At 68.7% G+C, this 26312-nt stretch carries 23 protein-coding genes and 1 riboswitch; of the genes, 19 read left to right on the forward strand and 4 right to left on the reverse strand.

Annotation, left to right across the window (positions count from 1 at the left end; translation table 11 throughout):
- Positions 1–60: 60 nt before the first annotated feature.
- The 7 genes from CCZ27_RS00475 (at position 61) to CCZ27_RS00505 (ending at position 6279) form a co-directional block, all read left to right on the forward strand.
- Entirely contained in the window at positions 61–1371 is a 1311-nt protein-coding gene (locus tag CCZ27_RS00475) for an MFS transporter (protein ID WP_096444874.1), read from the forward strand.
- An 82-nt stretch (positions 1372–1453) separates the two neighbouring features.
- Entirely contained in the window at positions 1454–2182 is a 729-nt protein-coding gene (locus CCZ27_RS00480) for a maleate cis-trans isomerase family protein (protein ID WP_096444875.1), read from the forward strand.
- A 20-nt stretch (positions 2183–2202) separates the two neighbouring features.
- On the forward strand, positions 2203–2946 hold the full coding sequence (locus tag CCZ27_RS00485) for an aspartate/glutamate racemase family protein (protein ID WP_096451999.1): 744 nt from the start codon (positions 2203–2205) through the stop codon (positions 2944–2946).
- A 27-nt stretch (positions 2947–2973) separates the two neighbouring features.
- On the forward strand, positions 2974–3816 hold the full coding sequence (locus CCZ27_RS00490; protein ID WP_096444876.1) for a fumarylacetoacetate hydrolase family protein: 843 nt from the start codon (positions 2974–2976) through the stop codon (positions 3814–3816).
- Between the two features lie 101 nt (positions 3817–3917).
- A complete protein-coding gene (locus CCZ27_RS00495; RefSeq protein WP_096444877.1) occupies positions 3918–4469 on the forward strand; it encodes a YgjP-like metallopeptidase domain-containing protein in 552 nt (183 codons plus the stop codon).
- Between the two features lie 288 nt (positions 4470–4757).
- Complete coding sequence (locus CCZ27_RS00500; protein ID WP_096444878.1) at positions 4758–5183, forward strand: VOC family protein; 426 nt, start codon at positions 4758–4760, stop codon at positions 5181–5183.
- Between the two features lie 46 nt (positions 5184–5229).
- Positions 5230–6279: an NAD(P)H-dependent flavin oxidoreductase gene (locus CCZ27_RS00505; RefSeq protein WP_096444879.1), complete on the forward strand. Its 1050-nt coding sequence runs from the start codon at positions 5230–5232 to the stop codon at positions 6277–6279.
- Positions 6280–6513: 234 nt separating this feature from the next.
- On the opposite strand, the gene CCZ27_RS23205 is transcribed toward CCZ27_RS00505, so the two are convergent.
- Together CCZ27_RS23205 and CCZ27_RS00510 are read right to left on the reverse strand one after the other, a co-directional pair.
- Complete coding sequence (locus CCZ27_RS23205; protein ID WP_157748392.1) at positions 6514–6669, reverse strand: hypothetical protein; 156 nt, start codon at positions 6667–6669, stop codon at positions 6514–6516.
- A gap of 28 nt (positions 6670–6697) precedes the next feature.
- Entirely contained in the window at positions 6698–8506 is a 1809-nt protein-coding gene (locus CCZ27_RS00510) for a sigma-54-dependent Fis family transcriptional regulator (RefSeq protein ID WP_096444880.1), read from the reverse strand.
- Between the two features lie 346 nt (positions 8507–8852).
- Here CCZ27_RS00510 and CCZ27_RS00515 point away from each other — a divergent pair, with 346 nt between their 5' ends.
- The 10 genes from CCZ27_RS00515 to ribBA all read left to right on the forward strand — a co-directional run bounded on the left by CCZ27_RS00515 (position 8853) and on the right by ribBA (position 20764).
- On the forward strand, positions 8853–9749 hold the full coding sequence (locus tag CCZ27_RS00515) for a VOC family protein (protein WP_096444881.1): 897 nt from the start codon (positions 8853–8855) through the stop codon (positions 9747–9749).
- Between the two features lie 103 nt (positions 9750–9852).
- A complete protein-coding gene (locus CCZ27_RS00520) occupies positions 9853–10413 on the forward strand; it encodes a flavin reductase family protein (RefSeq protein ID WP_096444882.1) in 561 nt (186 codons plus the stop codon).
- Between the two features lie 78 nt (positions 10414–10491).
- The gene (locus CCZ27_RS00525; protein WP_096444883.1) at positions 10492–11961 is read left to right on the forward strand and encodes a 4-hydroxyphenylacetate 3-hydroxylase N-terminal domain-containing protein; all 1470 of its coding nucleotides are present in this window, start codon (positions 10492–10494) and stop codon (positions 11959–11961) included.
- 65 nt (positions 11962–12026) lie between these two features.
- The gene (gene bphD / locus CCZ27_RS00530) at positions 12027–12884 is read left to right on the forward strand and encodes a 2-hydroxy-6-oxo-6-phenylhexa-2,4-dienoate hydrolase (RefSeq protein WP_096444884.1); all 858 of its coding nucleotides are present in this window, start codon (positions 12027–12029) and stop codon (positions 12882–12884) included.
- A 97-nt stretch (positions 12885–12981) separates the two neighbouring features.
- Positions 12982–13518 (forward strand): DUF1302 domain-containing protein, encoded by a 537-nt coding sequence (locus CCZ27_RS24510; protein ID WP_269769089.1) that lies wholly within the window; start codon positions 12982–12984, stop codon positions 13516–13518.
- Positions 13422–14678, forward strand: a complete 1257-nt coding sequence (locus CCZ27_RS00535) for a DUF1302 domain-containing protein (RefSeq protein WP_269769090.1) — start codon at positions 13422–13424, stop codon at positions 14676–14678. The genes CCZ27_RS24510 and CCZ27_RS00535 overlap by 97 nt, the downstream gene beginning before the upstream one ends.
- 17 nt (positions 14679–14695) lie before the next feature.
- Positions 14696–16033: a DUF1329 domain-containing protein gene (locus CCZ27_RS00540; protein WP_096444885.1), complete on the forward strand. Its 1338-nt coding sequence runs from the start codon at positions 14696–14698 to the stop codon at positions 16031–16033.
- Positions 16030–17175 (forward strand): WD40/YVTN/BNR-like repeat-containing protein, encoded by a 1146-nt coding sequence (locus CCZ27_RS00545; protein WP_232516508.1) that lies wholly within the window; start codon positions 16030–16032, stop codon positions 17173–17175. Before CCZ27_RS00540 ends, CCZ27_RS00545 begins: the two co-directional genes overlap by 4 nt.
- Positions 17172–19643, forward strand: coding sequence for an efflux RND transporter permease subunit (locus tag CCZ27_RS00550; RefSeq protein ID WP_096444886.1), 2472 nt, complete (start codon positions 17172–17174; stop codon positions 19641–19643). Before CCZ27_RS00545 ends, CCZ27_RS00550 begins: the two co-directional genes overlap by 4 nt.
- Positions 19631–20764: a bifunctional 3,4-dihydroxy-2-butanone-4-phosphate synthase/GTP cyclohydrolase II gene (gene ribBA, locus CCZ27_RS00555; protein ID WP_096452003.1), complete on the forward strand. Its 1134-nt coding sequence runs from the start codon at positions 19631–19633 to the stop codon at positions 20762–20764. The genes CCZ27_RS00550 and ribBA overlap by 13 nt, the downstream gene beginning before the upstream one ends.
- 96 nt (positions 20765–20860) lie before the next feature.
- Here ribBA and CCZ27_RS00560 read toward each other — a convergent pair whose 3' ends face one another.
- Positions 20861–21874 carry a nucleoid-associated protein gene (locus CCZ27_RS00560; RefSeq protein ID WP_096444887.1) on the reverse strand — a complete coding sequence of 338 codons (1014 nt, stop codon included), beginning with the start codon at positions 21872–21874 and terminating at the stop codon, positions 20861–20863.
- Between the two features lie 298 nt (positions 21875–22172).
- On the opposite strand from CCZ27_RS00560, the gene CCZ27_RS00565 reads away from it, so the two are divergent.
- Positions 22173–23006 (forward strand): aldo/keto reductase, encoded by an 834-nt coding sequence (locus CCZ27_RS00565; RefSeq protein ID WP_096452005.1) that lies wholly within the window; start codon positions 22173–22175, stop codon positions 23004–23006.
- A 181-nt stretch (positions 23007–23187) separates the two neighbouring features.
- Here the strand turns inward: CCZ27_RS00565 and CCZ27_RS00570 are convergent, their stop codons facing one another.
- Entirely contained in the window at positions 23188–25389 is a 2202-nt protein-coding gene (locus CCZ27_RS00570) for a putative bifunctional diguanylate cyclase/phosphodiesterase (protein ID WP_096444888.1), read from the reverse strand.
- 395 nt (positions 25390–25784) lie between these two features.
- A riboswitch (Fluoride riboswitch) is annotated at positions 25785–25852 on the forward strand.
- 70 nt (positions 25853–25922) lie between these two features.
- Here CCZ27_RS00570 and crcB point away from each other — a divergent pair.
- On the forward strand, positions 25923–26306 hold the full coding sequence (crcB, locus tag CCZ27_RS00575; RefSeq protein ID WP_096444889.1) for a fluoride efflux transporter CrcB: 384 nt from the start codon (positions 25923–25925) through the stop codon (positions 26304–26306).
- Positions 26307–26312: the final 6 nt, after the last annotated feature.

Genomic DNA, 26312 nt, shown 5'->3' on the forward strand with positions numbered 1-26312 from the left:
CGGCGCGGTGCCGCAGGCCCGCCCGCAGGACTCGACCAAGCCGTGGAAAGGAGACAAGACATGAAAGCTGAAATCGCCCTCGATCGGGCGGCGGCAGTGCCGGAGGCGCAGACGAAGGTCCGCTGGCGGATCTTCCTGATGATGCTGTTCCTCATCTCGATCAACTACATCGATCGCGCCTCGCTGTCGGTCGCGATGCCGATGATCGCCGCCGAATTCGACATCGGGCCCGCCGCCCAGGGCCTGCTGCTGAGTTCCTTCTTCTGGACCTATGCCTTCATGCAGATTCCCGGCGGCATGCTGGCCGACCGCTTCGGGCCGCGCCACGTCATCGCCGGCGCGACGATCGGCTGGGGCTTCTTCCAGGCCATCGCCGCGGCGTGCACCGGCTGGGTGAGCCTGCTGGTCACCCGCCTGGGCCTGGGGGCGGCGGAAGCGCCGATCTACCCCGCCGGCGGCAAGCTCAACGCGATCTGGATGACGCAGAACGAGCGCGGCCGCGGCGCCACCCTGCTCGACGGCGGTGCGCCGCTGGGGGCGGCGCTGGGCGCGATGCTGATCTCGGCCCTGATCGCGCTGATGGGGTCGTGGCGCGCCGCCTTCGTCATCGCCGGCGTCGGCACCGTCATCGCCGGCTTCTGGGCATGGTCCTACATCCGCAACCATCCGCGCGAGCATCCCGGCGTCAACGATGCCGAAGCCGGCTACATCGAGGCTTCGCACGCGCAGGAACTGGCCGCCTCGCCAGCGGTGACCAGCGGCCGCGTGATGGATTTCTTCCGCTACCGCTCGGTGTGGGGCATGTTCTTCGGCTGGATGTGCTTCAACGCGCTGTTCTACGGCCTGCTGACCTGGATGCCCAACTACCTGTCCAAGCAGCACGGCTTCGACATCAAGCAGATGGGCGGCGCGGTGTTCATCATGTTCTTCTCGGGCTTCGTCGGCGAACTGTTCGGCGGCTGGCTCGCCGACAAGTGGAAGGCGACGGGCGCCTCGCAGGGCAAGGTGCTGCGCACGCTGTTCGGCATCGCCTCGGTCATCGCCACCGTGTCGATCTACAGCGTCGCCAAGATCACCGACCCGGTGATGGTCGTGGTGATGCTGTCGGTGACGCTCTTCTTCCTGCGCTGGTGCGGCCTGTTCTGGTGCGTGCCGTCCATCCTCGGCACGCGTGCGCGGGTGGGCTTCCTCGGCGGGGTGATGAACCTGGGCGGCAACTGCGCGGGCATCGGCGTGCCCATCCTCGTCGGCCTGATCGTGCAGGCGACCGGCTCGTACTACATGGCGCTGATGCTCTTCGCCGCCGCCGGCGCCGGCCTTTTCGTCTGCTCCACGATGCTGATCGACTACGACCGGAAGCTGCCGGTCTGATCCTCGCCAAGGGGGCCCCGCGGCGCCAGCCGCCGCGGCACCCATCATTTCCGGCCGCAAACCGACTCCAGAGGTCCACCCCATGGACAAACGCATCCGACTGGGCGTACTGACGCCTTCCTCCAATACCTCCCTCGAGCCGCTCACCAGCGCCATCGTCAGCGGCGTGCCCGGCGTGTCGGCGCATTTCTCGCGCTTCACCGTCACCGAGATCTCGCTGAAGGGCCAGGCCCTCGGCCAGTTCGACGACAGCAAGATCCTCGAGGCCGCCAGGCTGCTCGCCGACGCCCGCGTCGATTCGATCGGCTGGAGCGGCACCTCGTCCGGCTGGCTCGGCTTCGAGCGCGACGTGCAACTGTGCCGCCGCATCACCGAGGCCACCGGCATCCCCGCGACCACCTCGGTGCTGGCGCTCAACGAAATCCTCGCCAAGACTGGCACCCGCGCGCTCGGCCTGGCCACGCCCTACGTACCCGACGTGCAGGCGCGCATCGTCGCCAACTACGCCGCGGCGGGCGTGCAGATCGTCGCCGAGCGGCATCTGGGCATTTCGGTGAACTTCGACTTCGCCAAGGTGGACGAGGACACGCTGCGTGCGATGGTGCGCGAACTCGCGGCATCGCGGCCGGAGGCCATCACCACCTTCTGCACCAACCTGCGCGCAGCGCAACTGGCGGCCGGGCTCGAACGCGAAACCGGCATCCCGTTCTACGACACCGTCTCCACCGTGGTCTGGAAGCAGCTGCGCATGGCTGGCGTGGATACGCGGCAGGTCGAAGGCTGGGGCCGCCTGTTCCAGGAAGTCGAATGAGCGATGAGAGGAGCGAGACCATGAAGATCCTGCTGCTGAACCCCAACACCTCGCAAAGCGTCACCGACCGCATCGCCGGCGCGGCGAGGGGTGTCGCCGGCGAGCGCACCGAACTGGTCGCGGCGACCGCGCCGCGCGGCGTGCCTTACATCGCCACCCGTGCGGAGGCGGTGATCGGCGGCGCGGTGGCGCTCGAGATGCTCGCCGAGATGCACGCCGGCGCCGATGCGGCGATCATCGCCGCCTTCGGCGACCCCGGCCTGGGCGGCGCGCGCGAGCTGTTCCCGATCCCGGTGATCGGGCTCGCCGAGGCCGGCATGCTGACCGCCTGCATGCTCGGCAAGCGCTTTGCCATCGTCACCTTCTCGCAGTCGCTCGAGCCCTGGTACCACGAATGCGTCGCCTGGCACGGCCTGCGCGAACGCTGCGCCGGCGTGCGCGCGCTGGGCGGCAGCTTCCGCTCGATCTCCGACGTGCAGGAAGAAAAGGAGGCGCTGCTGGTGGAACTGGCCAACCAGGCCATCGACGAGGACGGCGCCGACGTCGTGGTCCTCGCCGGTGCGCCGCTGGCCGGCCTGGCGCGGCGGGTGCGCGAGCGCATCCCGGTGCCGGTGGTCGATTGCGTCGAGGCCGCCGTCAAGCAGGCGGAAACGCTGGTCGCGCTGAACCCGCGCAAGGCGGAGAAGGGCACCTATGCGCGCCCCGCCGCCAAGCCCTGCTCCGGCATCGCCGGGCCGCTCGCACGGTGGATCGGCCATGAATGAGACCGCCCGCCCCGTGGAGGAGCGCCCATGAAGCTCGTGCGCTTCGGCGAGGCCGGACGGGAGCGGCCGGGGCTGGTCGATGCCGGCGGCGTGGTGCGCGACCTCTCGGCCCTCCTGCCCGAACTGGACGGCGCCGCGCTCGCGCCGGCGAGCCTCGCCCGGCTGCGGGCGCTCGATCCCGCCACATTGCCGGCGGTCGCGTCCGCGACGCGGCTCGGTCCGCCGCTGGCGGGCGTCGGCAAGATCGTCGGCATCGGCCTCAACTACGCCGACCATGCCCGCGAGGCCGGCGTGGACCTGCCCGCCGAACCCACCGTGTTCCTCAAGGCCGCCTCCGCCATCACCGGCCCCGACGACCCCGTCGTCCTGCCGCCCGGATCGCAGAAGACCGACTGGGAGGTCGAACTGGCGGTGGTCATCGGTACGGTGGCGCGGCGCGTATCCGAGGCCGATGCGCCGGGGCACGTGGCGGGTTACTGCATCGGCCTCGACATCTCGGAACGCTACTGGCAACTGGAACGCGGCGGGCAATGGACCAAGGGCAAGAGCTTCGACAGCTTCGCGCCCATCGGGCCGTGGATACTCACCGCCGACGAACTGCCCGCGCCGCGGGGGCTGCCCATGTCGCTGTCGGTGAACGGAGCGCGCATGCAGCACGGCGACACCGGCGACATGGCGTTCGGCGTCGCGCGGCTGGTCAGCTACGTCAGCGGCTTCATGAGCCTGCTACCGGGCGACCTCATCTTCACCGGCACGCCGGCGGGCGTCGGCCTGGGCCTCGTGCCGCCGCGCTACCTGCGTGCGGGGGATCGCGTCGAGGCATCGATCGATGGCCTCGGCCGGCAGCGCCACGAGGTGGTCGCCGGCTGAACGGCGGCCGGCCGCGGCCGCGCAGCCGGGTCCGCCGCCACCCGGGTGGGGGATAATGCGGTTTTCGCGACTTCCACGCCCGTCCGGCGCCGCTATCCGCCATGCGTCCGACCCCGCCCCCCGACTACCTCGCCGGCTATCCGCCCGCGCTGCGGCAGCAGGTGCAGGACCTCATCGAACAGGGCCGCCTCGCCGACCTCCTGCGCCGGCGCTACCCGCGGCCGCACGCGGTGCGCAGCGACGCCGCGCTGTACGGCTACGCGCAGGAACTCAAGGCCGCCCATCTGCGCAACGCCCCGCCGCTCGGCAAGGTCTGCTTCGACAGCCGCATCCACGTCATCCGCAACGCGCTCGGCACGCACACCGCCATCTCGCGCGTGCAAGGGGCGAAGCTGCAGGCCAAGCGCGAGATTCGCATCGCATCCGTGTTCCGCGACGTGCCGCCCGAATTCCTGCGCATGATCGTCGTACACGAACTCGCCCACCTGCGCGAGCGCGACCACGACAAGGCGTTCTACCAGCTCTGCCTGCACATGGAGCCGCACTACCACCAGTACGAATTCGACCTGCGCGCCTACCTGACCTGGCGCGACGCGACCGGGCAGGGGCTGTGGCCGGTGTCCGCGGAGCCCGCGCCGCGGGGAGATGCCTGAGCGCTCCGCCCGGCCGTCCGAAGGGCGCTTCCCTCAGTCGGGGAAGATGGAGCAAGGTTTCGCGGCGCATTGCCCCGCGCCGCCGGAACGGTAATCCGGTGCGCTACGATGGGCGGGCCGCCGCTGCGCTTTGTCCCCAGCCGGTGGGGACAGCCCTGTGTGCGGCCCTGTGGATAAGCGGGTGGCCGCCTTGGCCGGCACGGGGTGCCGGACGCTGCCCGATTTTGCTGCAATGTGCGGTGCGGTGGCCCGTACGCCGGAACCGACCATTCCGGAAGGAGGAAACCCATGGAGCCACGCATCACCCTCATCACCCTCGGCGTCGACGATCTCGAGCGGGCGCTGGCCTTCTACCGCGACGGCCTGGGCCTGGCGACCGAAGGGATCGTCGGCCAGGAGTTCGAACATGGCGCGGTGGCCTTCTTCGACCTGCAGGCGGGGCTGAAGCTGGCCCTGTGGCCGCGCAGCAGCATCGCCCACGACACCGGCCTCGCGCCGGGCGTGCCGCCGGCGGCGTTCACGCTGGGGCACAATGTCGCGTCGCGCGCCGAAGTCGATGCCGTCATGACCCAGGCGGAAGCGGCCGGGGCCAGGATCGTCAAGCCCGCCGGGGCGACCTTCTGGGGTGGCCATGCCGGCTACTTCCAGGACCCGGACGGCCACATCTGGGAGGTGGCGTGGAATCCGCAATGGCTGCCCGGCGGCGACGGCTGAGGCAACGCTGAGCTACCGCCCGCAACCCCCGAACGAGATCCCGGCCATGACCCTCCAGCAACTCCTCGGCATCGAACTCCCTATCATCCAGGCGCCCATGGCCGGCGTGCAGGGCAGCGCGCTCGCGGTGGCGGTGTGCGAAGCCGGCGGACTGGGCTCGCTGCCCTGCGCCATGCTGGACGCCGACGCCATGCGCCGGGAACTGGCCGCCATCCGCGCGCAGACGTCGAAGCCGTTCAACGTGAACTTCTTTTGCCACACCCCGCCCGAACCCGATGCGGCGCGCGAGGCAGGCTGGCGGGCGGCGCTGGCGCCGTACTACGCCGAACTGCAGATCGACGCCGGCGCGATTCCCCCCGGCCCCGCGCGCCTGCCATTCGGCGCCGGGGCGGCCGAGGTGCTGGAGGCGTTCCGGCCGGACGTGGTGAGCTTCCACTTCGGCCTGCCGGCGTCCGACCTGCTGGCGCGGGTGCGCGGCTGGGGCGCCCGCATCCTGTCGTCGGCCACCACGGTGGACGAGGCGTGCTGGCTCGAGGCGCACGGCGCCGATGCCGTCATCGCGCAGGGGCTGGAGGCCGGCGGCCACCGCGGCCACTTCCTGTCCGACGACCTCGCCGCCCAGGCCGGCACCTTCGCACTGCTGCCGCAGATCGTGCGGGCGGTGAAGATCCCCGTCATCGCCGCCGGCGGCATCGCCGATGCGCGGGGTGTCGCGGCGGCGATGGCACTGGGCGCGGCCGGCGTGCAGGTCGGCACCGCCTACCTGCTGTGCCCGGAAGCGACCACCGGCGCGGTGCACCGCGCCGCGCTGAAGAGCGGCGCGGCGCGTGTCACCGCGCTCACCAACCTGTTCACCGGACGGCCCGCGCGCGGCATCGTCAATCGCATCATGCGCGAACTGGGGCCGCTCGATGCCGCCGTGCCCGCGTTCCCGCTGGCTGCCGCGGCCGTCGCCCCGCTGCGCGCCAGGGGCGAGTCGCTGGGCAGCGGCGACTTCTCGCCCCTGTGGGCGGGGCAGAACACGAGCGGCTGCCGCGAAGTGCCGGCCGCCGTGCTGACGCGCGAACTCGCTGCCGGCCTCGCGGCGGCCCGCTGACTGCGCCGCGCCGCCGTACCGCGCTAGGCCGTGCTGCACCGCACCGCGATTTTCCCCAGGCGGTGGGGACAGCCCTGTGGGCGGGCTGTGGATAAGCGGGCCGCGCCCTTGCCTGGCCTACGGTCGCCGCCGCTGCCCGATTTCGGGCAGGCCGGCGCGGGAGCCATTCCGCCCGGCAGCGGCGGAGTCCTGCCCGGTCTTGCGCCACGCCGGCCAGTGCCGCGCGCATGAGCGTCATCGCCTGCTGCGGACAGCCGTCGTCGATTGCGCTCTTGCGCGGTAGGCCGCGTAGAAGCGCGGCAGGAAGCCGCCGAAGGGTTCGCCCATCGCGCTGTCGGTCCCGGCGCCGCCGGCGTGGACGGGGCCGGGTCGAACGGGCGGGGCGGCCATCGACGACGCCTTGTTGCAGCCTGCTTCCTCAGCGGCCGATTTTCTTCGCGCGATAGTCGAGCTGCGAACGGGTCACGCCCAGGAGCCTGGCCGCGCGGGAAATGTTGCCCCCCGCCTGGCGGATTGCGGCCCGCACGAGCGCGTCCTCCATCTCCGGCAGCGTGCCGGTGCCCAGGAGGAGCATGTTCTCCGCGACCGCGTCGATCGAGTGATCGGCCACGGCGGCCTGTCCGGTTTCGCTGCCCAGCGTCAGCGCGCCGTGGTCGCCGACGCCCAGAAAGCCTTGGGGATTCAGCGCATCATCCACGCTGGTCAGGTGATGGGTGTCGAGGACTTCGTCGTCCTGGATCATGATCACGCCGCGCTCGAGGACGTTTTCCAGTTCGCGGATGTTGCCCGGCCAGTCGTGGTGGATCAGCGTCTGCATGGCGGCCGGCGTGATTCCGGGGATGTTGCGTCCATGGCGCCTGGCGAAGCGATCCAGGAGCACCTGGGTCAGCAGGGGGATGTCGTCCCGGCGTTCGCGCAGAGGTGGAATCAGGATGGGAAAGACGTTCAGCCGGAAATAGAGATCCTGACGGAACAGGCCGTTCCTGACCGCGAATTTCAGATCCTCGTTGGTGGCGGCGATGAGGCGGACGTCGGCCTGTATCGTCCGGTTGCTGCCGAGGCGCTCCATTTCGCCGTTCTGCAGGACGCGCAGCAGCTTGCCCTGGGCCGTCATGCTGAGCGTGGCGATCTCGTCGAGAAACAGGGTGCCTCCGTGGGCGGCCTCGAAGCGTCCCGCCCGCGCCGCCGTGGCGCCTGAAAATGCGCCGCGTTCCACGCCGAAAAGTTCGGATTCGACAAGCTGCTCGGGGATGGCGGCGCAGTTGACCTCGACGAAAGGCGCGTCCGCCCGCCGGCTCTGGCGATGGATCTCGCGGGCGATCAGGCTCTTGCCGACTCCGTTTTCGCCCAGCAGCAACACGGTTGCCTGGGTTTGCGCCACGCGCTGCAGCTTGTGGCGCAGCACCTTGAAGGTCGTGGAGGAGCCGATCACCTGTTCGTTGCCCGGCACCTCCTGCTGCTCTGCGTATGGCGCGACGATTTCCGCGGGGCGGCGCGGTCCGTCGTGCGCGCCGGATGCCGCCGCCCCGGGCGGAGGCCGGGCCGGATCGGACGGCCGGGCGTCCTTGTCCACGTCGGCCCACATCGCAGCCGGCCTTGCGACGATGCGGCACTGGGCGTGGCCCATCGCCTGGCATTCCGTCTCCCGCACGAGGATGGGGACGCCGGCGCAGGCGCTGAGGTAGCCCGAGCAATACCCCACCGAGAACCAGCATGCCGGGTGAGGGCCGATGCCGTGTTCGGCGACATGGGCCTCGGCTTCGATGGAGTCCTTCCAGAAACCTTCGGCGTGGTAGTCGGGACTGTTCATGTCGGTGGAGGTGAGCACCGACGAGCCGGCGCGCAGGGGCATCACGAATCCCTGCAGCGCGTGGAAGACGCCGCCCGCGTAGACCAGGTTTCGGGACGAGGCGTCGAAGGTGGAGATCTTCTTGGCCATCTCGGCATCGCGTTGTCCGGTGGCGTAGCCGATGCGCGTGAAGATCTCGCGCGTCAACCGGGCGCCGAACGAGGCGAGCAATTCGGTGCGAAGGGCGGTGAAGGCTTCGGTGTGCATGAGTACGCACCGGCGCTCTTCGAGCCAGATGCGCCCCTCGTTCGGCGAGAAGCGAAGCCTGGCGGCGAGGGCGCGGACTTCGGGAAAGGCAAGGTCGATCAGGACGTCGGGGCTCCTGATGCCGGGCGCGAGCGGCGAATCCGGGGTGTCGATCGAGTGTGCGGATGGCATGGGCGGGGAGGGGGGCGCATTTATTCAATGAGTGAATGCGCAAATTTAACAAATTTCTGAATCGCGGTGAGGGTGTCCTTCCCCGGTTTCATTATTTTGTGAAAACCGGGGTCGCGGCACGGCGCGCAATCGGGCCGGGGCTGCATGGATTCGACTTCGGGATTTTTCATCCATGCGATCAATGAACTGATTTCATTGATGTTTTTCGTTCGCTTCCGTGTCCGTTGCAAAGCGGGGGCACTGCTGGCACGGGACTCGCTATGAGGAACGCGAAAAGCCGCATCGATCATGGGATGACGGACAGGCCGCCATCCGCTGCGGCAGACAACCTCAAGGAGACACGTGCATGGCATCGATTTCGACCCTCGGCTACATGGTGCTCGGCGTTCGCGACCTGAACGCCTGGGAACGGTTCGCCGTCGACGTGATCGGCATGCAGGCGGGGCGGCGCATCCCGGGGCGCTTCCTGGCCCTGCGCATGGACGAACGCGAGCAGCGCCTGGTGCTGGAGGCGAGCGGTGAAGACGACATGCTCGCCGCGGGGTGGGAATTCGATACCGAGGAAGCGCTGGACGAGTACGTGGCGCAACTGCGCGGGCGCGGCGTCGATGTCGCCGCCGGGTCCGGGGAACTGGCCGAGGCCCGTCGCGTCGAGCGCTTGTTCGCCTGCGTGGACGGCGATGGTCTGCGGCACGAGTTCTACTTCGGTGCGCGGCGGGCGGCCATGTCCGACGCCTTTCGATCCGGCGTGCTGAAAGGGGCGTTCAATACCGGCCGGCTGGGCGTCGGGCATTTCGTCGCGGTGGGCAAGGACGGCGGCGAGGCGCAGGCGTTCTACAGGCAGGTGCTCGGCGTCCGCGTCAGCGACTACATCCGGGGTGAAGTGGCGCCCGGTGCGACGATGGAGGTGGCGTTCTTCCATGCCGGCACCGGTCGCCACCATTCGGTCGCCACCGCGCAGATTCCGTTTCCATTTCCCAAGCGCATCCACCACATCATGGTCGAGGCGACCGATATGAACGACGTCGGCCTTGCCTACGACCGGTGCATCGCCGCGGGGCTGCCGATCGAGATGGGGCTGGGCCATCATCCCAACGACCAGATGTTCTCCTTCTACGTCAAGACCCCGTCCGGCTTCGCGCTCGAATTCGGCTTTGGCGGAATCGTCGTCGACGACGCGACGTGGGAGGTCAAGCGCTACAGCCAACTCAGCGACTGGGGCCACCGCCACCCCGTCGCCTGACCCGCGCCCGGCCCGCCGGCCGGGATTTTCCATCTGAAAGTAGACCTATCGGGAAGCATGCCTCCCGAGGGGTGTTCTCGCCTGTAAGAACAAGGAGATATCCATGTCTCTCGCCTTGAACAGCGAATGCGTGGCGACGACCGCCAACGAGCGCGCGGTGGATTCCGCCGCGTTTCGGCAAGGTATGCGGCTGATGGCCGGCGCCGTATGCATCGTCGCGACCGGCCGGCCCGGACGGCGCGCCGGGCTGACGGCCACGGCGGTGTGTTCCGTCAGTTCGGAGCCGCCCCGCCTGCTGGCATGCATCAACAAGTCCGCCGCCGCGCATGGCGCGATCCATCTGGAGGGGCGCCTCAGCGTGAACGTGCTGTCCGGTGCCCAGCAGGCCGTCGCCAGCCGCTTCTCGACCCCCCTGTTCCAGGGCGAAGCGAAGTTCGCCGAGGGCGACTGGAAGGAAGCACACGGCGTGCCCGTGCTCGGCGCCGCGTGCGCCGCCTTCGTCTGCAGCGTGGCCGAACGGGTCGATGCCGGCTCGCACACGATCTTCATCTGCGACGTGCTGGGGTGTTCGGCCGCCCTGAGTCCGCCCGAGAACGAGGGGCTGTTGTATTTCGACGGCCGCTACCGCCACCTCGCGCCTTCGCTCCCGCCTGCGGAAGCCTGAAACCCCGGACCGAACCGTTCGCGTCCGTTGCACCAGAAGCCTTGCAGTCGCAGGCATATCGAAAGAGGAGAAAACGACATGGGTATCCGTACCGGGCAGCAGTTCATCGACTCGCTGCGCGACGACCGAAAACTGTTCATCGACGGCAGGCTCGTCCGCGACGTGACCGCCTACGGGCCGATGAAGGGGGTCATCAAGACCATCGCCGGCCTGTACGACCAGCAGCACGATCCGCAATACGGGGAACTGCTCACCTTCATTTCGCCGACCTCCGGCGAGCGCGTCAGCAAGACCTATCTCGAGGCGAGGACGGCGGCCGAGTTCGCGGAACTGTCTGCCTGCTTCCACGCGCGGACCCTGTCCACCTTCGGCCTGATGGGGCGCCTGACCGATTTCATGTCGGGCTTTCTGATGGACCAGGCCAGCGGCCTCGACGCCATCGGCAAGCACGAGGCGGCGGCGAAGGCCCGGAGCCTGGTCGAACACTGCCGGGAGAACGACCTGCAGGTCACCCATGCGCTGATCGACCCCCAGTCGGACCGCTCCAGGCACGATGCATCGAGCGAGTCGGTGCATGTCGTCGAGCGGTGCCCCGACGGCATCGTGGTGAGCGGTTGCCGCATGCTGTCCACGCTCGCCCCGGTCGCCAACGAGTGCTACATCGGCCCCTTTTTCCCGCGCAAGGCCGGGGAGGAGGACTATGCCCTGGCCTTCCTGCTGCCGCTCAGCGCGCCGGGCCTGTCCATCCTGGCACGGGAGTCCTTCGACCGCGGCGAGGACCGCCACCAGGGCAGCTTCGACCGGCCGCTCACCAGCCGCTTCGACGAAGGCGATGCGATCCTCGTTTTCGACAAGGTCTTCGTGCCCGCGGACCGCCTCATCGTCAACGGCGACATCGATGCCTACAACGGCATGATGCAGGCCGGCGTCGGCTACACGACGATCCAGGCCACGACCCGATCGACGATGAAGCTGCGCTTCCTGACCGGGCTCGCCACCGCCATTGCGCGGGCCAACGGTCGCGACAAGACGCCGCGCTTCCAGACCGCCATCGGCGAACTCGTCGCACTGGTCAACGTGGCCGAGGCCATCCGCGCCGGCGTCGTGGGCGAGGGCATCGCCAAGGTCGAGGCTTTCGCCGCCGGGCGCCAGACCCTAGGCGGCGACGGCCTTGGCCAGCCCCGGGTACAGGGCGGAACCGGCATGGCCGCGCTCAACTTCTTCTACCCCTACGCGACCGGCAAGGCCGCCGAGGTGCTGCGCTTCGCGGCCGGCTCCGGCGCGCTGGCGATGACGGAGGCCGACTACAACAACCCCGACGTCGGTCCGCTGCTCGACCGCTGGCTGATCGGTCCGGGTATCGATGCCAGGAGCCGCATGAGGCTGATGAAGATGGCCTGGGACATGACCGGCACGGAGTTCGGCTCGCGTGCCGCCCTTTACGAACGCCTCTACTCCGGCGATCCCGAGCGCAACGCGATGCTGTGGTTCAGGCATCCGATCGCCAGCGAATGCGAGGACATGGTCGGGCGCCTGCTCGCCGCCTGAGCCCGCGATCCGAATCCCGCCGGGCCGTCCGGGCGGCCGGCAACACCACCCACAGGAAGGGCACCATGACGCTCATCACCGAAGCGGATACCAGCAGGTATGTCACCATCGACGAACCCGGCCTGAACGACTTCAGGCTCCACTACAACGACGCGGGCCGGGGCGAAGCCGTGATCATGCTGCATGGCGGCGGCCCGGGCGCCAGCGGCTGGAGCAACTACTACAAGAACGTGGAGGCGCTGGCCGAGGCCGGCTACCGGGCGATCCTGCTCGACTGCCCCGGCTTCAACAAATCCGACGAGATCGTCACCGACGTCCAGCGCGGCCTGGTCAACGCCCGCGCCGTCAAGGGGCTGATGGACGCCCTGGGCATCGACAAGGCCCATCTCGTCGGCAATTCGATGGGTGGCGCCACGGCGCTGAATTTCGCGCTCGTCTTCCCCGAGAGGCTGGCCCGGCTGGTGCTGATGGGGCCGGCCGGCATGGGCCACAGCCTGATCCAGCCCAATCCGCAGGAAGGCGTGAGGCGGATGTTCCGCCTCTACAACGAGCCGACCTACGCCAATTTCGCCGAAATGCTCGACGTGTTCGTGTTCGATCCGTCGGCGATCACCGAGGAACTGCGCCAGGGGCGCTGGAACAACATCCAGGCCAGACCCGAGCATCTGCGGAACTTCGTCGCTAGCGCCCGCATGACGCCGGTCACCGCGTGGGACGTGGCCGACCGTGTGCACACCATCCCCAGCAAGACGCTGGTCACCTGGGGGCGCGACGACCGCTTCGTGCCGCTCGACAACGGGCTGAAGCTCATCAACGCCATGCCCGATGCGCGGCTGCACGTGTTCTCGCGCTGCGGCCACTGGGCCCAGTGGGAGCACGCCGGGGACTTCAACCGTCTGGTGATCGACTTTCTCGAGCACTGAGCGCGATCCGTACGCAAAAGAAACAACAAGGAGGAGACCTATGTCGTGCAAGAGTTTTCACGTCCGGCGGCGCATCGTCCCGCCCGCCGGGATGCGCATGCTGCCGCTGGCAGTCGCTTCGGTGGTCGCCGGCATGCCGTTCATGGCGGGCGAGGCGCAGGCGTTCGAGATCGAAGGGGGCGACGATGTCAGGATGCGCTTCGACAATACCGTCAAGTACACCGCCGCGTGGCGCCTGAAGAATGCCGACGGCTTCGTGGCCAACCAGGACGGCGGGCAGCCCAATACCGACTTCGGCGATCTCGGCTTCAAGAAGGGGCTCATCAACAATCGTCTGGATATCCTGTCCGAGTTCGATCTCGCATACCGCAACGTCGGGTTGCGGATCTCGGGTGCGGGCTGGTACGACGCCGAATACGCCGGCGGCCGCAATGACTATCCTTCGGCGGCGGGCGGCCTGCCCAACTACCAGGGGGGATTCCCGGCGCCATGGCGGGCGGCGCGAACGATCGCTTGCCCGAGGCGTCGAGGGACGTCATGGGGCGGTATGCCGAGTTCGGCGACGCCTTCGTGTATGGCAAGTTCGAACTCGGCGAGCAGACCCTTTCGCTGCGTGCCGGCAGGCACACGCTGATCTACGGCGAGTCGCTGTTCCTGGGGGCGAACGCGATTGCCGCAGCCCAGGGGCCGGTCGATCTCGTCAAGGCGCTGTCCCTGCCCAACGTCCAGTTCAAGGAGGTCGCGCGGCCGGTCAACCAGGTATCGGGCAGCCTGTCGCTGTCCGAGAACGTCAGCATCGGCGGTTATCTGCAGTTCCAGTGGAAGGAGCATCGTCTTCCCGCCGCCGGCAGCTACTTCAGCGGTGCGGATTTCGTCGGCCCCGGAGCGGATCTGCTGATCCATCCGTTTGCCGCCATGTCTCCCGGCGGCTCGCCGTTCGCCAGCCGCGGGCGGGACTACAAGGGCAGCCACGGCGGCCAGTGGGGCCTGCAGCTCAAGGTCCGGGCCGGCGACGTGGACTATGGCATCTACGCTGCGCACTACGATGACAAGGCCCCCATCGCGGTGGTGAATGTTCCGTCCATCGCGACCGGCAGCGGCCGCTTCGGCGGCGGCGTCTACAACCTGATGTATGCGAAGGACATCAGCGTGTACGGCGTCAGCGCGTCGACCGTGGTCGGCGGCATCAATGTCGCGGGCGAACTGTCCACCCGGCGCAACGTGCCGCTCGTCGTGCCGGGAGACCTGATCCTCAACACCTCGGTGGCCAGCCCGGACAACGACAGGAACACGCCCTATGCCCGCGGCAACTCCCTGCACCTCAACCTGTCGGCGATCTCCGTGCTGCCCGGCAACAGCCTGTGGGATGCGGCGAGCGTGGTCGCCGAGTTCGCGTTCAATCGCGTCCTCGGCGTGACGCACCGGCCGGCGCAGGACTTCTTCAGTTCGCTCAACGCCACCCATACCCGCGACGCTTCCGCGATGCGCGTGGTGTTCCAGCCGGAGTTCTTCCAGGTCGTGCCCAGCGTCGACCTGCAGGTTCCGATCGGGCTCGGCTACGGGCTCGGCGGACGGTCCGCCGTCGTCAGTCTGAGCCCGGAGCGGGGCGGGGATTTCAGCATCGGCATCAATGCGACGATCGATCGCACCTGGCAGGCCGGGCTCAACTACACCCGCTACTTCGGTGAAGCGGGGGCCGCCACCTCGGTGAAGTCGGTCGGGCCCTACGCCTCTTACCAGCAGTACTACAAGGATCGCGATTTCATTGCCTTCTCGATCCAACGCACCTTCTGACCACAGGGAGAGAGACGATGTCGAAGAACAAGCTGATTCATGCCGTGCTGGTATCCGTCCTGGTTTCCGCCCCCGCCTCGGCGGCCGTGACGCCCGCCGAGGCCGCCCAGTTGAAGACCACGCTGACGCCGCTGGGCGCCGAACGGGACGGGAACAAGGACGGTTCCATTCCGGCTTGGAAGGGCGGCCACAAGACGCCGATCCCGGGCGCCGGGGACGGCAAGCATCCCGATCCCTTCGCCGCGGAACAGCCGGTCGTCCGCATCACCGCCCAGAATGCCGGGCAACACGCGGGCAGGCTCACCGAAGGCGTGCTGGCGATGCTGACGAAGTATCCCGGCTATCGCATCGACGTCTATCCCACCCACCGCACCGCGGGCGCGCCGCAATGGGTGTACGACAACACCTTCAAGGCGGCAACCCAGGCCAGGCTGACCACCGACGGGCTCAGTTTCGAGGGCGCCTGGGGCGCGGTGCCGTTCCCCATCCCGAAGAACGGCAGCGAGGTGATGTGGAACCACCTGGTCCACCCGCACCCGGCTTCGGTCGAACTCGACTTCCGGGTCTTCGTCGGCACGCCCGACGGCAAGCGGTCGATGGCCTCGAAGGGGGTCATGAACGAGCAGGCGAGCTACTACCTCGAGAACGGCAGCGCCGGGAAGTACAACCAGGTATTCCAGTTCTATCGGTTCAACACCACGGCGCCGACCTTCAAGGCGGGCGAACAGGTGGTCGTGCATGAATCGCTGGACATGTCCGTCGAACCCCAGGCGTGGCAATACCTGGTGGGGCAGCGGCGGGTCCGCCGCGCCCCGACGATCAGCTATGACACGCCCGATTTCATGGCCTCGGGGGCAAACTACTTCGACGAGGTGTATGGCCTGCGCAGCCGTCTCGACCGCTACGACTGGAAGCTGGTCGGCAAGCAGGAGATGTACGTGCCATACAACAACAACCGCTTCTTCGCCGCCGGGGACGAGAGCGCCTTCGTCCCCTTCCACACCAACCCCGACCACGTTCGCTGGGAACTGCATCGCGTCTGGGTGGTGGAAGCCACGCTTGCCGCGGGCAAGCGCCATGCCGTCCCCAAGCGCCGCTTCTATATCGACGAGGACAGTTGGGCGGTGCTGCTGGCGGACGGCTACGACGCCGAGGGCAAGCTCTGGCGCACCTCCCAGGTCTTCAACATGATCGTGCCCGAGGCCGAGATGCTGGCGACCAACTTCACCGTCGTCTACAACCTGCAGGCCAGCACGATGTCGGCCATCCAGTACGTTGATGCGCTGAAGGTCATTCCGCCGCGCAAGACCAGCTATTTCAGCGGCGATGCCATGAGCAGCGACAGCGCCAGATGAGCGGCGGCGGATGGATGGGCGTCTTTCCGGTGATCGACATGGCAGAGACCTTGTGCAATACGCCGCGCCGCATGCGCGGCCGGGGCACGCTGGCGGCGCTGGCTGCCGCCAGCGCGCTCGTTTCCCCGCTGCCGGCCGCGGCCCTGGATGTCCTGGAGCGGCCGGCGGCGCTCACCGCGCGGCTGGCGTCCCTGGTGCAACTGGACGTGACGAATGCCGGCGAACGGCTGGTGTCGGTCGGCGAGCGGGGCGCGATCCTGCTGTCCGATGACAGGGGGATGTCGTGGCGGCAGGCAGTCGTTCCGGTATCGGTGACCCTCACCCGGGTGAGGTTTCCCGATGCGAAGAACGGCTGGGCCGTCGGCCACGGCGGTGTCGTGCTGCATACCGGCGACGGGGGCGAGACCTGGAGCAGGCAGCTCGACGGTATTGCCGCCGCGCGCATGGAGCTGGCGGCCGCCACTGCGGAGATGGGCGATTCCGACGCCTCGCGGCGGCGGCTTCGCGAGGCCGAGCGGCTCGTCGCCGAAGGGCCGGACAAGCCGCTGCTGTCGCTCTACTTCGCCGATGCCCGCCGCGGCCTGGTCGTCGGCGCATACGGCCTCGCGTTCGCCACCGAGGACGGGGGGCGGACGTGGTCCTCGCTGATGGGCAGGCTGCAGGCCGCCGACGGGCGCCATCTGTATGCCGCGGGTGCCGTCGGCGATGCGCTCTACATCGCGGGCGAGCAGGGCGTCCTGCTGGTTTCGGATGACGGCGGCAGGACGTTTTCCAGGGCCGCCTTCCCCGGCAAGGGGACATCCTTCGGCATGCTCGCCGCATCGTCGGGCGTGCTCGTCTATGGCCTCAAGGGCAGCGTCCATCGTGGCGAAGCCGGTGGCCGCTGGACCCGCATCGACATGCCGGCCGCTTCCGTCACCGCCGGCGCGCGGCTGCCGGACGGCGCGCTGGTGCTCGGCAACGAGAGCGGGCAGATCTTCCGCAGCCGCGATGACGGCCGCAGCTTCCAGCCCGTTCCGGCAGACGGTCGCGTTCCGGTCACCGGGCTGGCGGTGGCGGCCGACGGCGCGCTGGTTCGCAGCGGCATGCGCGGCGTCGGCCGCGTCGCATTCGACGACAACGATGAGGAGGCGCGCAAGTGACGCCCGACCATGCCCTGGCAGAACATCCGGTGATCCGGGAACTCAGGCACTTCGACGCAAGCTCGGGCTCGCTGCCCGAGCGCCTGCTGTTCAACAACCGGATCGTCGTCGTCCTCTTCTGCCTGCTGCTCACCGTGCTGCTCGGCTTCCAGGCCACCCGGCTGCAGTTGGGGGCGAGCTTCGACAAGATGATCCCCGGCAACCACCCCTACATTGCCAACTACCTGGCCCACAAGGCCGATCTGACGGGCCTGGGCAACGTCGTCCGCATCGCCGTCGAGAATACCGGCGGCACGATCTTCGATGCGGCCTACCTGGAGACGCTGCGCAAGCTCAATGACGAGATCTTTCTCCTGCCCGGCGTCGAGCGGCCCTACATGAAGTCCTTGTGGACGCCGTCGACGCGCTGGCTGGGCGTGACCGAGGAAGGACTGGAAGGCGGTCCGGTCATCGACGACGGCTACGACGGTTCGGACGGGGCGATGCAACGGCTGCGCGCCAACGTGGAGCGTTCCGGCGAGATCGGCACCCTGGTGGCGGCCGATTTCAGATCGAGCATGATCGTCGCGCCGCTGATGGAGAAGGACGGCGCCACCGCGGCGCGGCTCGACTACCATGCGCTGTCGCTGCAACTGGACGAGCTGCGCGCCCGCTACGAGCGCGACGGGATACGCATCCACATCACCGGCTTTGCCAAGATCGTCGGCGATCTGATCAGCGGCCTGCAGCAGGTCCTGTTCTTCTTCGCGCTGGCGGTTCTCATCTGCGCGGCGGTGCTGTACGGCTACACCCGCTGCCTGCGCAGCACCCTGCTCGTGGTCACGTGCTCGCTGGTGGCGGTGATCTGGCTGCTGGGGGCATTGCCCACGATAGGCTACGAACTGGACCCGTATTCCATCCTCGTGCCTTTCCTGGTGTTCGCCATCGGCATCAGCCACGGCGCGCAGAAGATGAACGGCATCATGCAGGACATCGGCCGCGGCACCCACAGGCTGGTGGCCGCCCGGTATACCTTCCGCCGCCTCATCCTCGCCGGCCTGACCGCCCTGCTGGCCGACGGCGTGGGCTTTGCGGTGCTGATGGTGATCGACATCCCGGTGATTCAGGACCTGGCCGTCACCGCCAGCATCGGCATGGCCGCGCTGATATTCACCAATCTGGTGCTGCTGCCGATCCTGTTGTCCCTGACCGGCGTCAGCGCCGCCGCGGCACGGCGCAGCCTGGCGGCCGAATCGTCGGACGAAGCGGCGGGGCAGGGCGGCAAGCACCCCCTGTGGGCCTTCCTCGACCATTTCACCGGACGCAGGTGGGCGTTCGCCGCCGTGGCAGCCGCGGTCGTTGCCGGAGGGGCGGGCTTCGCCGCGAGCCTGGGGCTGAAGATCGGCGACCTCGATCCCGGTGCGGCGGAGCTGCGCCAGGATTCCCGCTACAACCGCGACAACGCGTTCATGACTTCCAGCTATGCGGCGAGCAGCGACATCTTCGTGGTGATGGTGAAGACCGCGCCGGGGGAGTGTTCCGCGTATTCCACGCTGATGAAGGTGGACGCGCTGGAGTGGGCGTTGCAGCAACTGCCGGGGGTGGAATCGACCAACTCGCTCGCAGCCGTCGCCAGGCGCACCGCCGCGGGCATGAACGAGGGCAGCCTGGCGTGGTATGAGATTCCGCGCTCGCAGGCCATGATCAACGCGATCGTGATGCGGGCGCCGCGCGAGGTCTTCAACCAGACCTGCGACCTCCTCACCGTCTATGCCTACCTGAAGGACCACAAGGCCGACACGCTGCAGGCGGTGGTCGGCGCGGTGGAGGATTTCGCCCGCCAGGAAGATACCGCCGACGTGAAGTTCCTGCAGGCGGCCGGCACCGCCGGCATCGAAGCGGCGACGAACATCGTCGTCCGCAAGGCCAACGGCCAGATGCTGCTGCTGGTCTATGCCGCGGTGATCGCGCTCGCCTTCGTCACCTTCCGCTCCTGGCGCGCGGTGGTCTGCGCCGTGCTGCCGCTGATGCTCACCTCGGTGCTGTGCGAGGCGCTCATGGTGATGCTGGGCATCGGCGTCAAGGTGGCGACCCTGCCGGTGATCGCCCTCGGCGTCGGCATCGGCGTGGACTATGCGCTCTACATGCTGACGGTGACGCTGGCCCGCCTGCGCGAAGGCATGAGCCTGTCGCAAGCCTACTACCGGGCACTGCTTTTCACCGGCAAGGTCGTCGTGCTGACCGGCGTGACGCTCGGTCTGGCCGTCGCCACCTGGAGTGGGTCGCCGATCAAGTTCCAGGCCGACATGGGCATCCTGCTCGCCTTCATGTTCGTCCTGAACATGGTCGGGGCGCTGGTGCTGCTGCCCGCGCTCGCCTGCTTCCTGCTGCCGGCTGCGCCGCGCGGGGGGAGGGCGCCGGCCGCGCGCGGCGCCGGCGAATTGCGTTCCCTGCCCGCGAACCGGGAGAGGCGCGCATCATGGCTCTGAGCCCCATCGAGGACGTCGTCGCCGACGTCCGTGCCGGCAGGATGGTGGTGATCGTCGACGACGAGGACCGCGAGAACGAGGGCGATCTCGTGATCGCGGCCGAAGCCGCCACGCCCGAGGCCATCAACTTCATGGCGCGGTTCGGCCGCGGGCTGGTCTGCCTGACGCTCACGGCGGAGCGTTGCCGGCAACTGGATCTGCCACAGATGGTCCGGCGGAACGGCTCGCCGCACGGGACCGCCTTCACCGTGTCGATCGAGGCCGCGGAAGGCGTGACCACCGGCATCTCTGCCGCGGACCGTGCCCATACGATACGCGTCGTGGTTGCACGCAATGCCACTGCGCGCGACATTGTGCAGCCCGGCCACGTGTTTCCGCTGATGGCCCAGGACGGCGGCGTGCTGGTGCGTGCGGGCCATACCGAGGCCGGTTGCGATCTCGCCCGCCTGGCCGGCTTCGAGCCGGCCGCGGTGATCTGCGAGATCCTGTGCGAGGACGGGACCATGGCCCGCCTGCCCGAACTGGCCGGGTTCGCGGCCACGCACGGTTTGAAGATCGGCGCCATCCGCGATCTGATCCAGCATCGCAGCGTCGGCGAGTGCCTGGTGCGGCGCCTGCTGGAGCACGACTTCATCGGTTCGCACGGGGCGTTCCGCCTCTATGCCTACGACGATCTGGTGAATGACGTCATCCACTTCGCCCTGGTCAAGGGGCGGATACGTGCCGACGCGCAGACCCTGGTGCGCGTGCACCAGCCGCTGTGCAGCCTGGATGGTTTCGACTTTGCCGAACAGCCCTACAGCTTCAGCCTGGGGCAGGCGGCGGACCTGATCGAGCAGGCCGGCGCCGGGGTGCTCGTCATCCTGCACCGCAAGGAAACCAAGGCCGAGATGCTCGAACTCATCGACTGCGCGCGGCGCGGCGTGCCCCGGGCGGCCGGATGGAACGCGCGCCTGTTCGGCATCGGTGCCCAGATCCTCAAGGACCTGGGCGTAGGGCGCATGCGCATCATCGGCAGTCCGCAGAAGATTCCCAGCGTCGGCGGCTTCGGGCTCGAGATCGTCGGCTACGAGGACCCGAATGCGTCCTCGCGCAAGGAGATCGCCGGCCATCGGCCGTGAACCGGAAAATCCCCGGCTGCGCCGATCGGGTTTGGACGGTGGCACCGGGCGGAAGGTCGCCACAGCGCCTGCAGATCGAAAAGCGCGCGCGGTGGCTCACGGCGCCTCTTCGGCCAGCATCCGCTTGAGGTATTCCGGCACGCCTGACAGCACCAGCGTATCGGTGGCACGGTCGTAATGCACCGCGCCGGAATGCAGGCCGCTACGGTCGAACTCCAGCTTCCACTGCTCGCCGCTCGCGCTGAAGCGCACCAGCGGGCGGATCGCGCGCCGGTTCGGCACGAAGCCGTCGGCCAGCTTCGCCTCCGCCGCGTTCAGCATCGCGTCCAGCCGCGCCGGCTGCTCGGGAAACACCTCGCGCGCCAGTTCGTCGAACACCACCGCCTCGCCGCTCTCGCCCAGCGCATCCAGGTAGCCGTGCGCGCGTTCGAGCAGTGCGTCGCGCGCGGCGGGTTCCAGGTGCTGCTCTTCCACGAAGCGGCCGAGCGTCATCACCAGCTTCTTCGTCTCCTGCAGCGCCACCACCACGTCGCTGCAGCCCAGGAACCGCTTGAACCATCCACCCGCCCTGCCGCGCCCGCGCAGAAAACCCAGGTAGCGCTCGTCGCCGCGCTGCCAGCCGCCCAGATCGACGCGCCCGGCCGCCTGCAGCGCCGAAAAATCCAGGTGCGCGCAATCGAGCACGTCCAGCGCACCGCTCACGCCAGTGCCCGCCGCCTCGCCGATCAGCGCCGCCCACAGGCAGTCCGCCTCCCCCTCGCGCACCCGCGCCACCACGACGAAGCCGCCCGAATCCAGCTCCTCCTCGTCGGCGATCGCCTGCAAGCGCTCCGCCATCCGGTGCGACAGCGCGATGAAATCCATCGACTGTTCCACCACGTGCTCGCGCAGCCAGCGCGCCAGCGGAAACTGCTCCCCGTCCTCCTCGAAACGCCCGAAGCCTTTCGCCGAACGCTCCGCATACTGGCGGCACATCCGCTCCACCAGCCGCACCGCCGCGGCATCGAGCGGGCAGGGCGCCGGGCGCAGCGACACCGTCGCAGGCGCGTTCGCCTCCTTGATCAGCCTATGGACGACGAGGTGGGTGACGGCGTGATGGACGGCGGACATGCGCAAGGCTCGAGGGAGGACGGGGCGCGGGATTTTCGCACGGCGCGCGCGGACCGGCGTGCGGTCGTGCGGATGTGTCGGCCTCTCCCCGCGCCCTGCCGCCGTTCGGCTAGCGTGCGACCTGCTTTCGCGACTTGTGACCTGCGTCCCATGATCCGCGACTCACGGCCCGCAGGCCGCGTCGCGCGCCGCGCTTGTCGCACAGCGGCCCGCTGCGGCAACATCGGCAGCGCCCGGCTTCTCGCGCCGCCGCATGGGCGGCAGCTTCGCCGGGCCGGACGGAAACCGGGAGAAAGCCATGAAGACAGTCGCGCTGCCCGACGGCACGCAAGTCCCCGCGCTCGGCATGGGTACCTGGATGATGGGCGAAGCGCGCGGCCGCCGCGCCGCCGAACTGGCCGCGCTGCAACGCGGCATCGACCTGGGCATGACGCTCATCGACACCGCCGAAATGTACGGCGACGGCGCCGCCGAAGAGCTGGTCGGCGAAGCCATCCGCGGGCGGCGCGAACAGGTCTTCCTCGTCAGCAAGGTCTATCCGTTCAACGCTGGCCGCCGCTCCATGCCGGCCGCCTGCGAGCGCAGCCTGAAGCGCCTGGGCGTGGACTGCCTGGACCTCTACCTGCTGCACTGGCGCGGCGACATCCCCTTCGACGAGACGGTCGCCGCCTTCGAGCGCCTGCAGGCGGAAGGCAAGATCCGCCGCTGGGGCATCAGCAACCTCGACGTGCAGGACATGCAGGAACTATCCACCGTCCCCGGCGGCGGCCGCTTCGCCGTCAACCAGGTCCTGTACAACCTCACCCGCCGCGGCATCGAATGGGACCTGCAACCTTGGTGCGCCGCCCGGCACGTCCCCCTCATGGCTTATTCACCGCTGGAACAGGCGCGGCTGCTGCCGCAGCCGAAACTGGCCGAACTGGCCCGGCACCTCCAGGCCACGCCCGCGCAGGTGGCACTCGCCTGGCTGCTGCGCCGGCCCGACGTCATCGCGATTCCCAAGTCATCCGACCCCCGCCGCGTGGAAGAGAACGCCGGCGCGCTGGAACTGACGCTCGACACCGACACGCTGGCCAAACTCGACCGCCTCTTCCCGCCTCCGCGCGGAGCGCGGGCGCTGGAAATGCTGTAGGTGACGTGGCGGCGGCGCCTGCTCATGCCTCCCGGCAGGTCATCAGACCTCGTGCAGCTTGAGCGACCGCACCAGGGCGAGCACTTCGGCCCGTCGCTCGCCTGGCTACGGCCGCGCCGCTTCCAGTCGCTGGCCGGCTCGTCAATGTCGCCTTGCCGGCGGTCCGTGCATGCGGCATCCGCTATGCGCGGACGGCCGTCCGCGCGGGCACCGGGATGCCGAATACGTCGGAGAATTCCAGTGCGGAGATCGGGCGGCTGAAGAGGTAGCCTTGCCCTTCTTCGCAGCCGAAGCCGTGCAGGCGGTCGCGCTGGGGGTCGTTCTCGATGCCTTCGGCGATCGTTTCCAGGTCGAAGCTGCGCGCCATGTCGAGGATGGCGCGGACGACGGAGGCGTCCCGCTCGGATTCGTGGATGCCTTGCACGAAGGAGCGGTCGATCTTGAGCCGGCTCAGGGGGTAGTGCTTGAGCAGGCTGAGCGATGCGTAGCCGGTGCCGAAGTCGTCGAAGGCGATGCCGACGCCGAGTGCCCGCAGGCGCTGCAGCGAGTCCACCGCGAGGTCGTCCTGGTCGAGCACGATGTTTTCGGTGACTTCCAGTTCGAGTGCCTGCGGCGGCAGGCCGTGCCGCTCCAGGGCCGAGACGACTTCGGCGACGAGATCGCCGATGCGGAACTGGGCGCCGAACAGATTGACGCCCATGCGGAAGTCCGCGGCGCCGTTCCTGCGCCATAGCGCTGCCTGGGCGCAGGCTTCGTCGAGCACCCAGAAGCCGACCACCGCGGCGAGCGGGCCGCCTTCCAGGGCGGGCAGGAAGGCGGCGGGGGAGAGCAGTCCGCGCTGCGGGTGCCGCCAGCGGATGAGGGCTTCCGCGCCGGTGAGGGTGCCGTCCGACAGGCGGATCTGGGGTTGGTAGAAGAGTACGAATTCGCCCTGGTTGACCGCCCGGTGCAATTCGATGTTGTAGAGCCGGCGCGCCACGGCTTCCATGCGCAGCGCGGTGACGAAGACGAATGCCTGTCCGCGCCCGCCGATGCTCTTGGCCTTGAACAGGGCGAGGTCCGCGTCGCCGATCAGTTCGAGGGCTTCCTGTGCATGGACGGGCGCGACCGCCACGCCGCAACTGGCCGCGATGCGTACTTCGTGCCCGTCGATGACGATCGGTTCGGCGATCCGGCCGATGATGGCGCGGGCGAATTCCGAGGCGCGCTCGGGGGTGGATACGCCGGGCAGCAGGATCGCGAATTCGTCCCCGCCGATCCTGGCGACGGTGTCGTCCGGCCCGATGGCCTGCTGGAGGCGGCGGGCGACTTCGCAGAGGATGCTGTCGCCCACGGCGTGGCCCAGCGTGTCGTTCACGTCCTTGAAGCCGTCGAGGTCGATCATCAGGGCGGCCGCGGCCGAGGGGCGCGTGAGCGTTTCTTCCATGCGGCGGTAGAAGCTCACGCGGTTGGCGAGGCCGGTGAGGATGTCGGTGTTCGCGAGGCGGTGCAGTTCTTCTTCCTTGCGGTTGCGCGCGGTCAGGTCCTGCAGGTGGGCGTTGAACGTGAGGCGCCCGTCTTCGCGCCAGCAGAACAGGGAGAGGCCGAGCAGGAATTCCGTGCCGTCCTTGCGCAGGCCGTGCAGCCGTTCGGGCATGACCAGCCCGTCCACGGAGCCTGCGGCGGTGGCGCGTGCGATGAGGTCGCCGTATAGGGGGCGGTCGCGCCGGGAGAGCAGCGTTTCGACCGGGCGGCCCGCGCCTTCGGATATGCCGTAGCCGTGCAGGGCGGCCGCGGCGTCGTTCCAGGCGACGATGCGCCCTTGTTCGTCGAACCAGACGACGGCGGTGGGGGAGTTTCTGGCGAAGTCTTCGAAAGGACGCCCGGCCTGTTCGGTGGAGATCTCGACGCGGCGCAGTTCGAGCCGGTCGGCGGCCATCCTGGCGAGTTCGCGCAGGCGCGCGCAGTCCTCTTGCGAGAAATCGTGGTGCGGTTTGCCGTCGATCACGCACAGGGCGCCGAGGGCATGCCCTTCGGGCGAGAGCAGCGGGACGCCGGCGTAGAAGCGCAGGTTGGCCGATCCGGTGACGAGGGGGTTGTCGTGGAAGCGTTCGTCCTGCCTGGCGTCGGGGATCACCATCACGCCGTCCTGGGTGATGGCGTGCGCGCAGAAGGAGACGTCGCGGCTCATGTCGACTTCGGAGCCCTTCATGCCGGTGCTCGCGGCGAAAAAGACGTGATCGCTGCCGATCATGTTCACCGCCGCCACGGGCATGTCGAACATCCGCGCGGCGATCTGGACCACCGGGTCCAGGCCGGGCAGGGGCCGGTCGCTGCCCAGGCCGTACCTGGACAGGGCTTCGAGGCGCTCTTTCTCGGTGGTCAGTGCGGGGGGACACTTCATGGAGGTTTCCTCCGGTGTTCACGCTACGTGGCCAGTGGCTCCGCGTGCCGGCGGAGCGGGGGCGCCGGGAGCGCCATCATGCCTTCGGTGGCCGGTGCTTTCCCGGAAAGCGGGCCGCGAGCCTGCCTGTCATAAAGGCGGGCGGGCCGCAGGCCGGGGAGCCTGGCCGTCCGGGCCGGGAAAGGCTGCCGTTCCGGAAAGATCCTGTCGTTTGCGCGCATTTCCTGGCCGATCTTGCGATGAGCCGCGTGGCGTCGGGCTCGTAGCAAGGGAATGATTGTTCAATATAGCACGCGATGGAGATAGGATAACTGCATGGCCTTCATGGTTGATCGCGGCCGGGCGGCCGGGAATTCGGGATCGGCGCGGTGACGCGTTCCGGGCGTGGCGATATACTGGTGAGCGGAGATGGCATTCCTCCGTATAACCGCCGCAGCCTGCGGCTGATGATGCCTACGATTGGCCGGACGGGCCGCGTAGGTATTTTTTTGGCCGCCTGTCCTCGAGAGCAACGTTCAAGAGAGGACGACGCAGTGTGGAAACCGATTCTCGCCATTGCCGTGGGCTCAGTGCTCGGCGGCCTCCTGCGATGGAGCCTGGGGCTCAGGCTCAACAGCCTGCTGCCCGACATGCCGCCCGGCACGCTGGCTGCCAACCTGATCGCCGGCTACGTCGTCGGCCTTGCCATCGCCTTCTTCGCGCAGATGCCCGGCCTGTCGCCCGAGTGGCGCCTGCTGGTCATCACCGGCTTCTGCGGCGGGCTCTCCACCTTTTCGACGTTCTCGGCCGAGGTCGTCGATCTGCTGCAGCGCGGCCTGTATTCATGGGCCCTGGGTGCCATCGCCGTCCATGTCGCCGGATCGGTATTCATGACGCTGGCAGGCATCGCCACGGTGGCGTGGCTCAAGTCCTCGTGAGGAGAA

The organism is Thauera sp. K11 (assembly GCF_002354895.1).
Lineage (GTDB): Bacteria > Pseudomonadota > Gammaproteobacteria > Burkholderiales > Rhodocyclaceae > Thauera > Thauera sinica.

What these genes read in the sequence shown, in the direction of transcription:
- CCZ27_RS00475 (WP_096444874.1), top strand. Translation starts at nt 61, where the DNA reads ATGAAAGCTGAAATCGCCCTCGATCGGGCGGCGGCAGTGCCGGAGGCG.
- CCZ27_RS00480 (WP_096444875.1), top strand. Translation starts at nt 1,454, where the DNA reads ATGGACAAACGCATCCGACTGGGCGTACTGACGCCTTCCTCCAATACC.
- CCZ27_RS00485 (WP_096451999.1), top strand. Translation starts at nt 2,203, where the DNA reads ATGAAGATCCTGCTGCTGAACCCCAACACCTCGCAAAGCGTCACCGAC.
- CCZ27_RS00490 (WP_096444876.1), top strand. Translation starts at nt 2,974, where the DNA reads ATGAAGCTCGTGCGCTTCGGCGAGGCCGGACGGGAGCGGCCGGGGCTG.
- CCZ27_RS00495 (WP_096444877.1), top strand. Translation starts at nt 3,918, where the DNA reads ATGCGTCCGACCCCGCCCCCCGACTACCTCGCCGGCTATCCGCCCGCG.
- CCZ27_RS00500 (WP_096444878.1), top strand. Translation starts at nt 4,758, where the DNA reads ATGGAGCCACGCATCACCCTCATCACCCTCGGCGTCGACGATCTCGAG.
- CCZ27_RS00505 (WP_096444879.1), top strand. Translation starts at nt 5,230, where the DNA reads ATGACCCTCCAGCAACTCCTCGGCATCGAACTCCCTATCATCCAGGCG.
- CCZ27_RS23205 (WP_157748392.1), bottom strand. Translation starts at nt 6,669, where the DNA reads ATGGCCGCCCCGCCCGTTCGACCCGGCCCCGTCCACGCCGGCGGCGCC.
- CCZ27_RS00510 (WP_096444880.1), bottom strand. Translation starts at nt 8,506, where the DNA reads ATGCCATCCGCACACTCGATCGACACCCCGGATTCGCCGCTCGCGCCC.
- CCZ27_RS00515 (WP_096444881.1), top strand. Translation starts at nt 8,853, where the DNA reads ATGGCATCGATTTCGACCCTCGGCTACATGGTGCTCGGCGTTCGCGAC.
- CCZ27_RS00520 (WP_096444882.1), top strand. Translation starts at nt 9,853, where the DNA reads ATGTCTCTCGCCTTGAACAGCGAATGCGTGGCGACGACCGCCAACGAG.
- CCZ27_RS00525 (WP_096444883.1), top strand. Translation starts at nt 10,492, where the DNA reads ATGGGTATCCGTACCGGGCAGCAGTTCATCGACTCGCTGCGCGACGAC.
- bphD (WP_096444884.1), top strand. Translation starts at nt 12,027, where the DNA reads ATGACGCTCATCACCGAAGCGGATACCAGCAGGTATGTCACCATCGAC.
- CCZ27_RS24510 (WP_269769089.1), top strand. Translation starts at nt 12,982, where the DNA reads ATGCTGCCGCTGGCAGTCGCTTCGGTGGTCGCCGGCATGCCGTTCATG.
- CCZ27_RS00535 (WP_269769090.1), top strand. Translation starts at nt 13,422, where the DNA reads ATGGGGCGGTATGCCGAGTTCGGCGACGCCTTCGTGTATGGCAAGTTC.
- CCZ27_RS00540 (WP_096444885.1), top strand. Translation starts at nt 14,696, where the DNA reads ATGTCGAAGAACAAGCTGATTCATGCCGTGCTGGTATCCGTCCTGGTT.
- CCZ27_RS00545 (WP_232516508.1), top strand. Translation starts at nt 16,030, where the DNA reads ATGAGCGGCGGCGGATGGATGGGCGTCTTTCCGGTGATCGACATGGCA.
- CCZ27_RS00560 (WP_096444887.1), bottom strand. Translation starts at nt 21,874, where the DNA reads ATGTCCGCCGTCCATCACGCCGTCACCCACCTCGTCGTCCATAGGCTG.
- CCZ27_RS00565 (WP_096452005.1), top strand. Translation starts at nt 22,173, where the DNA reads ATGAAGACAGTCGCGCTGCCCGACGGCACGCAAGTCCCCGCGCTCGGC.
- CCZ27_RS00570 (WP_096444888.1), bottom strand. Translation starts at nt 25,389, where the DNA reads ATGAAGTGTCCCCCCGCACTGACCACCGAGAAAGAGCGCCTCGAAGCC.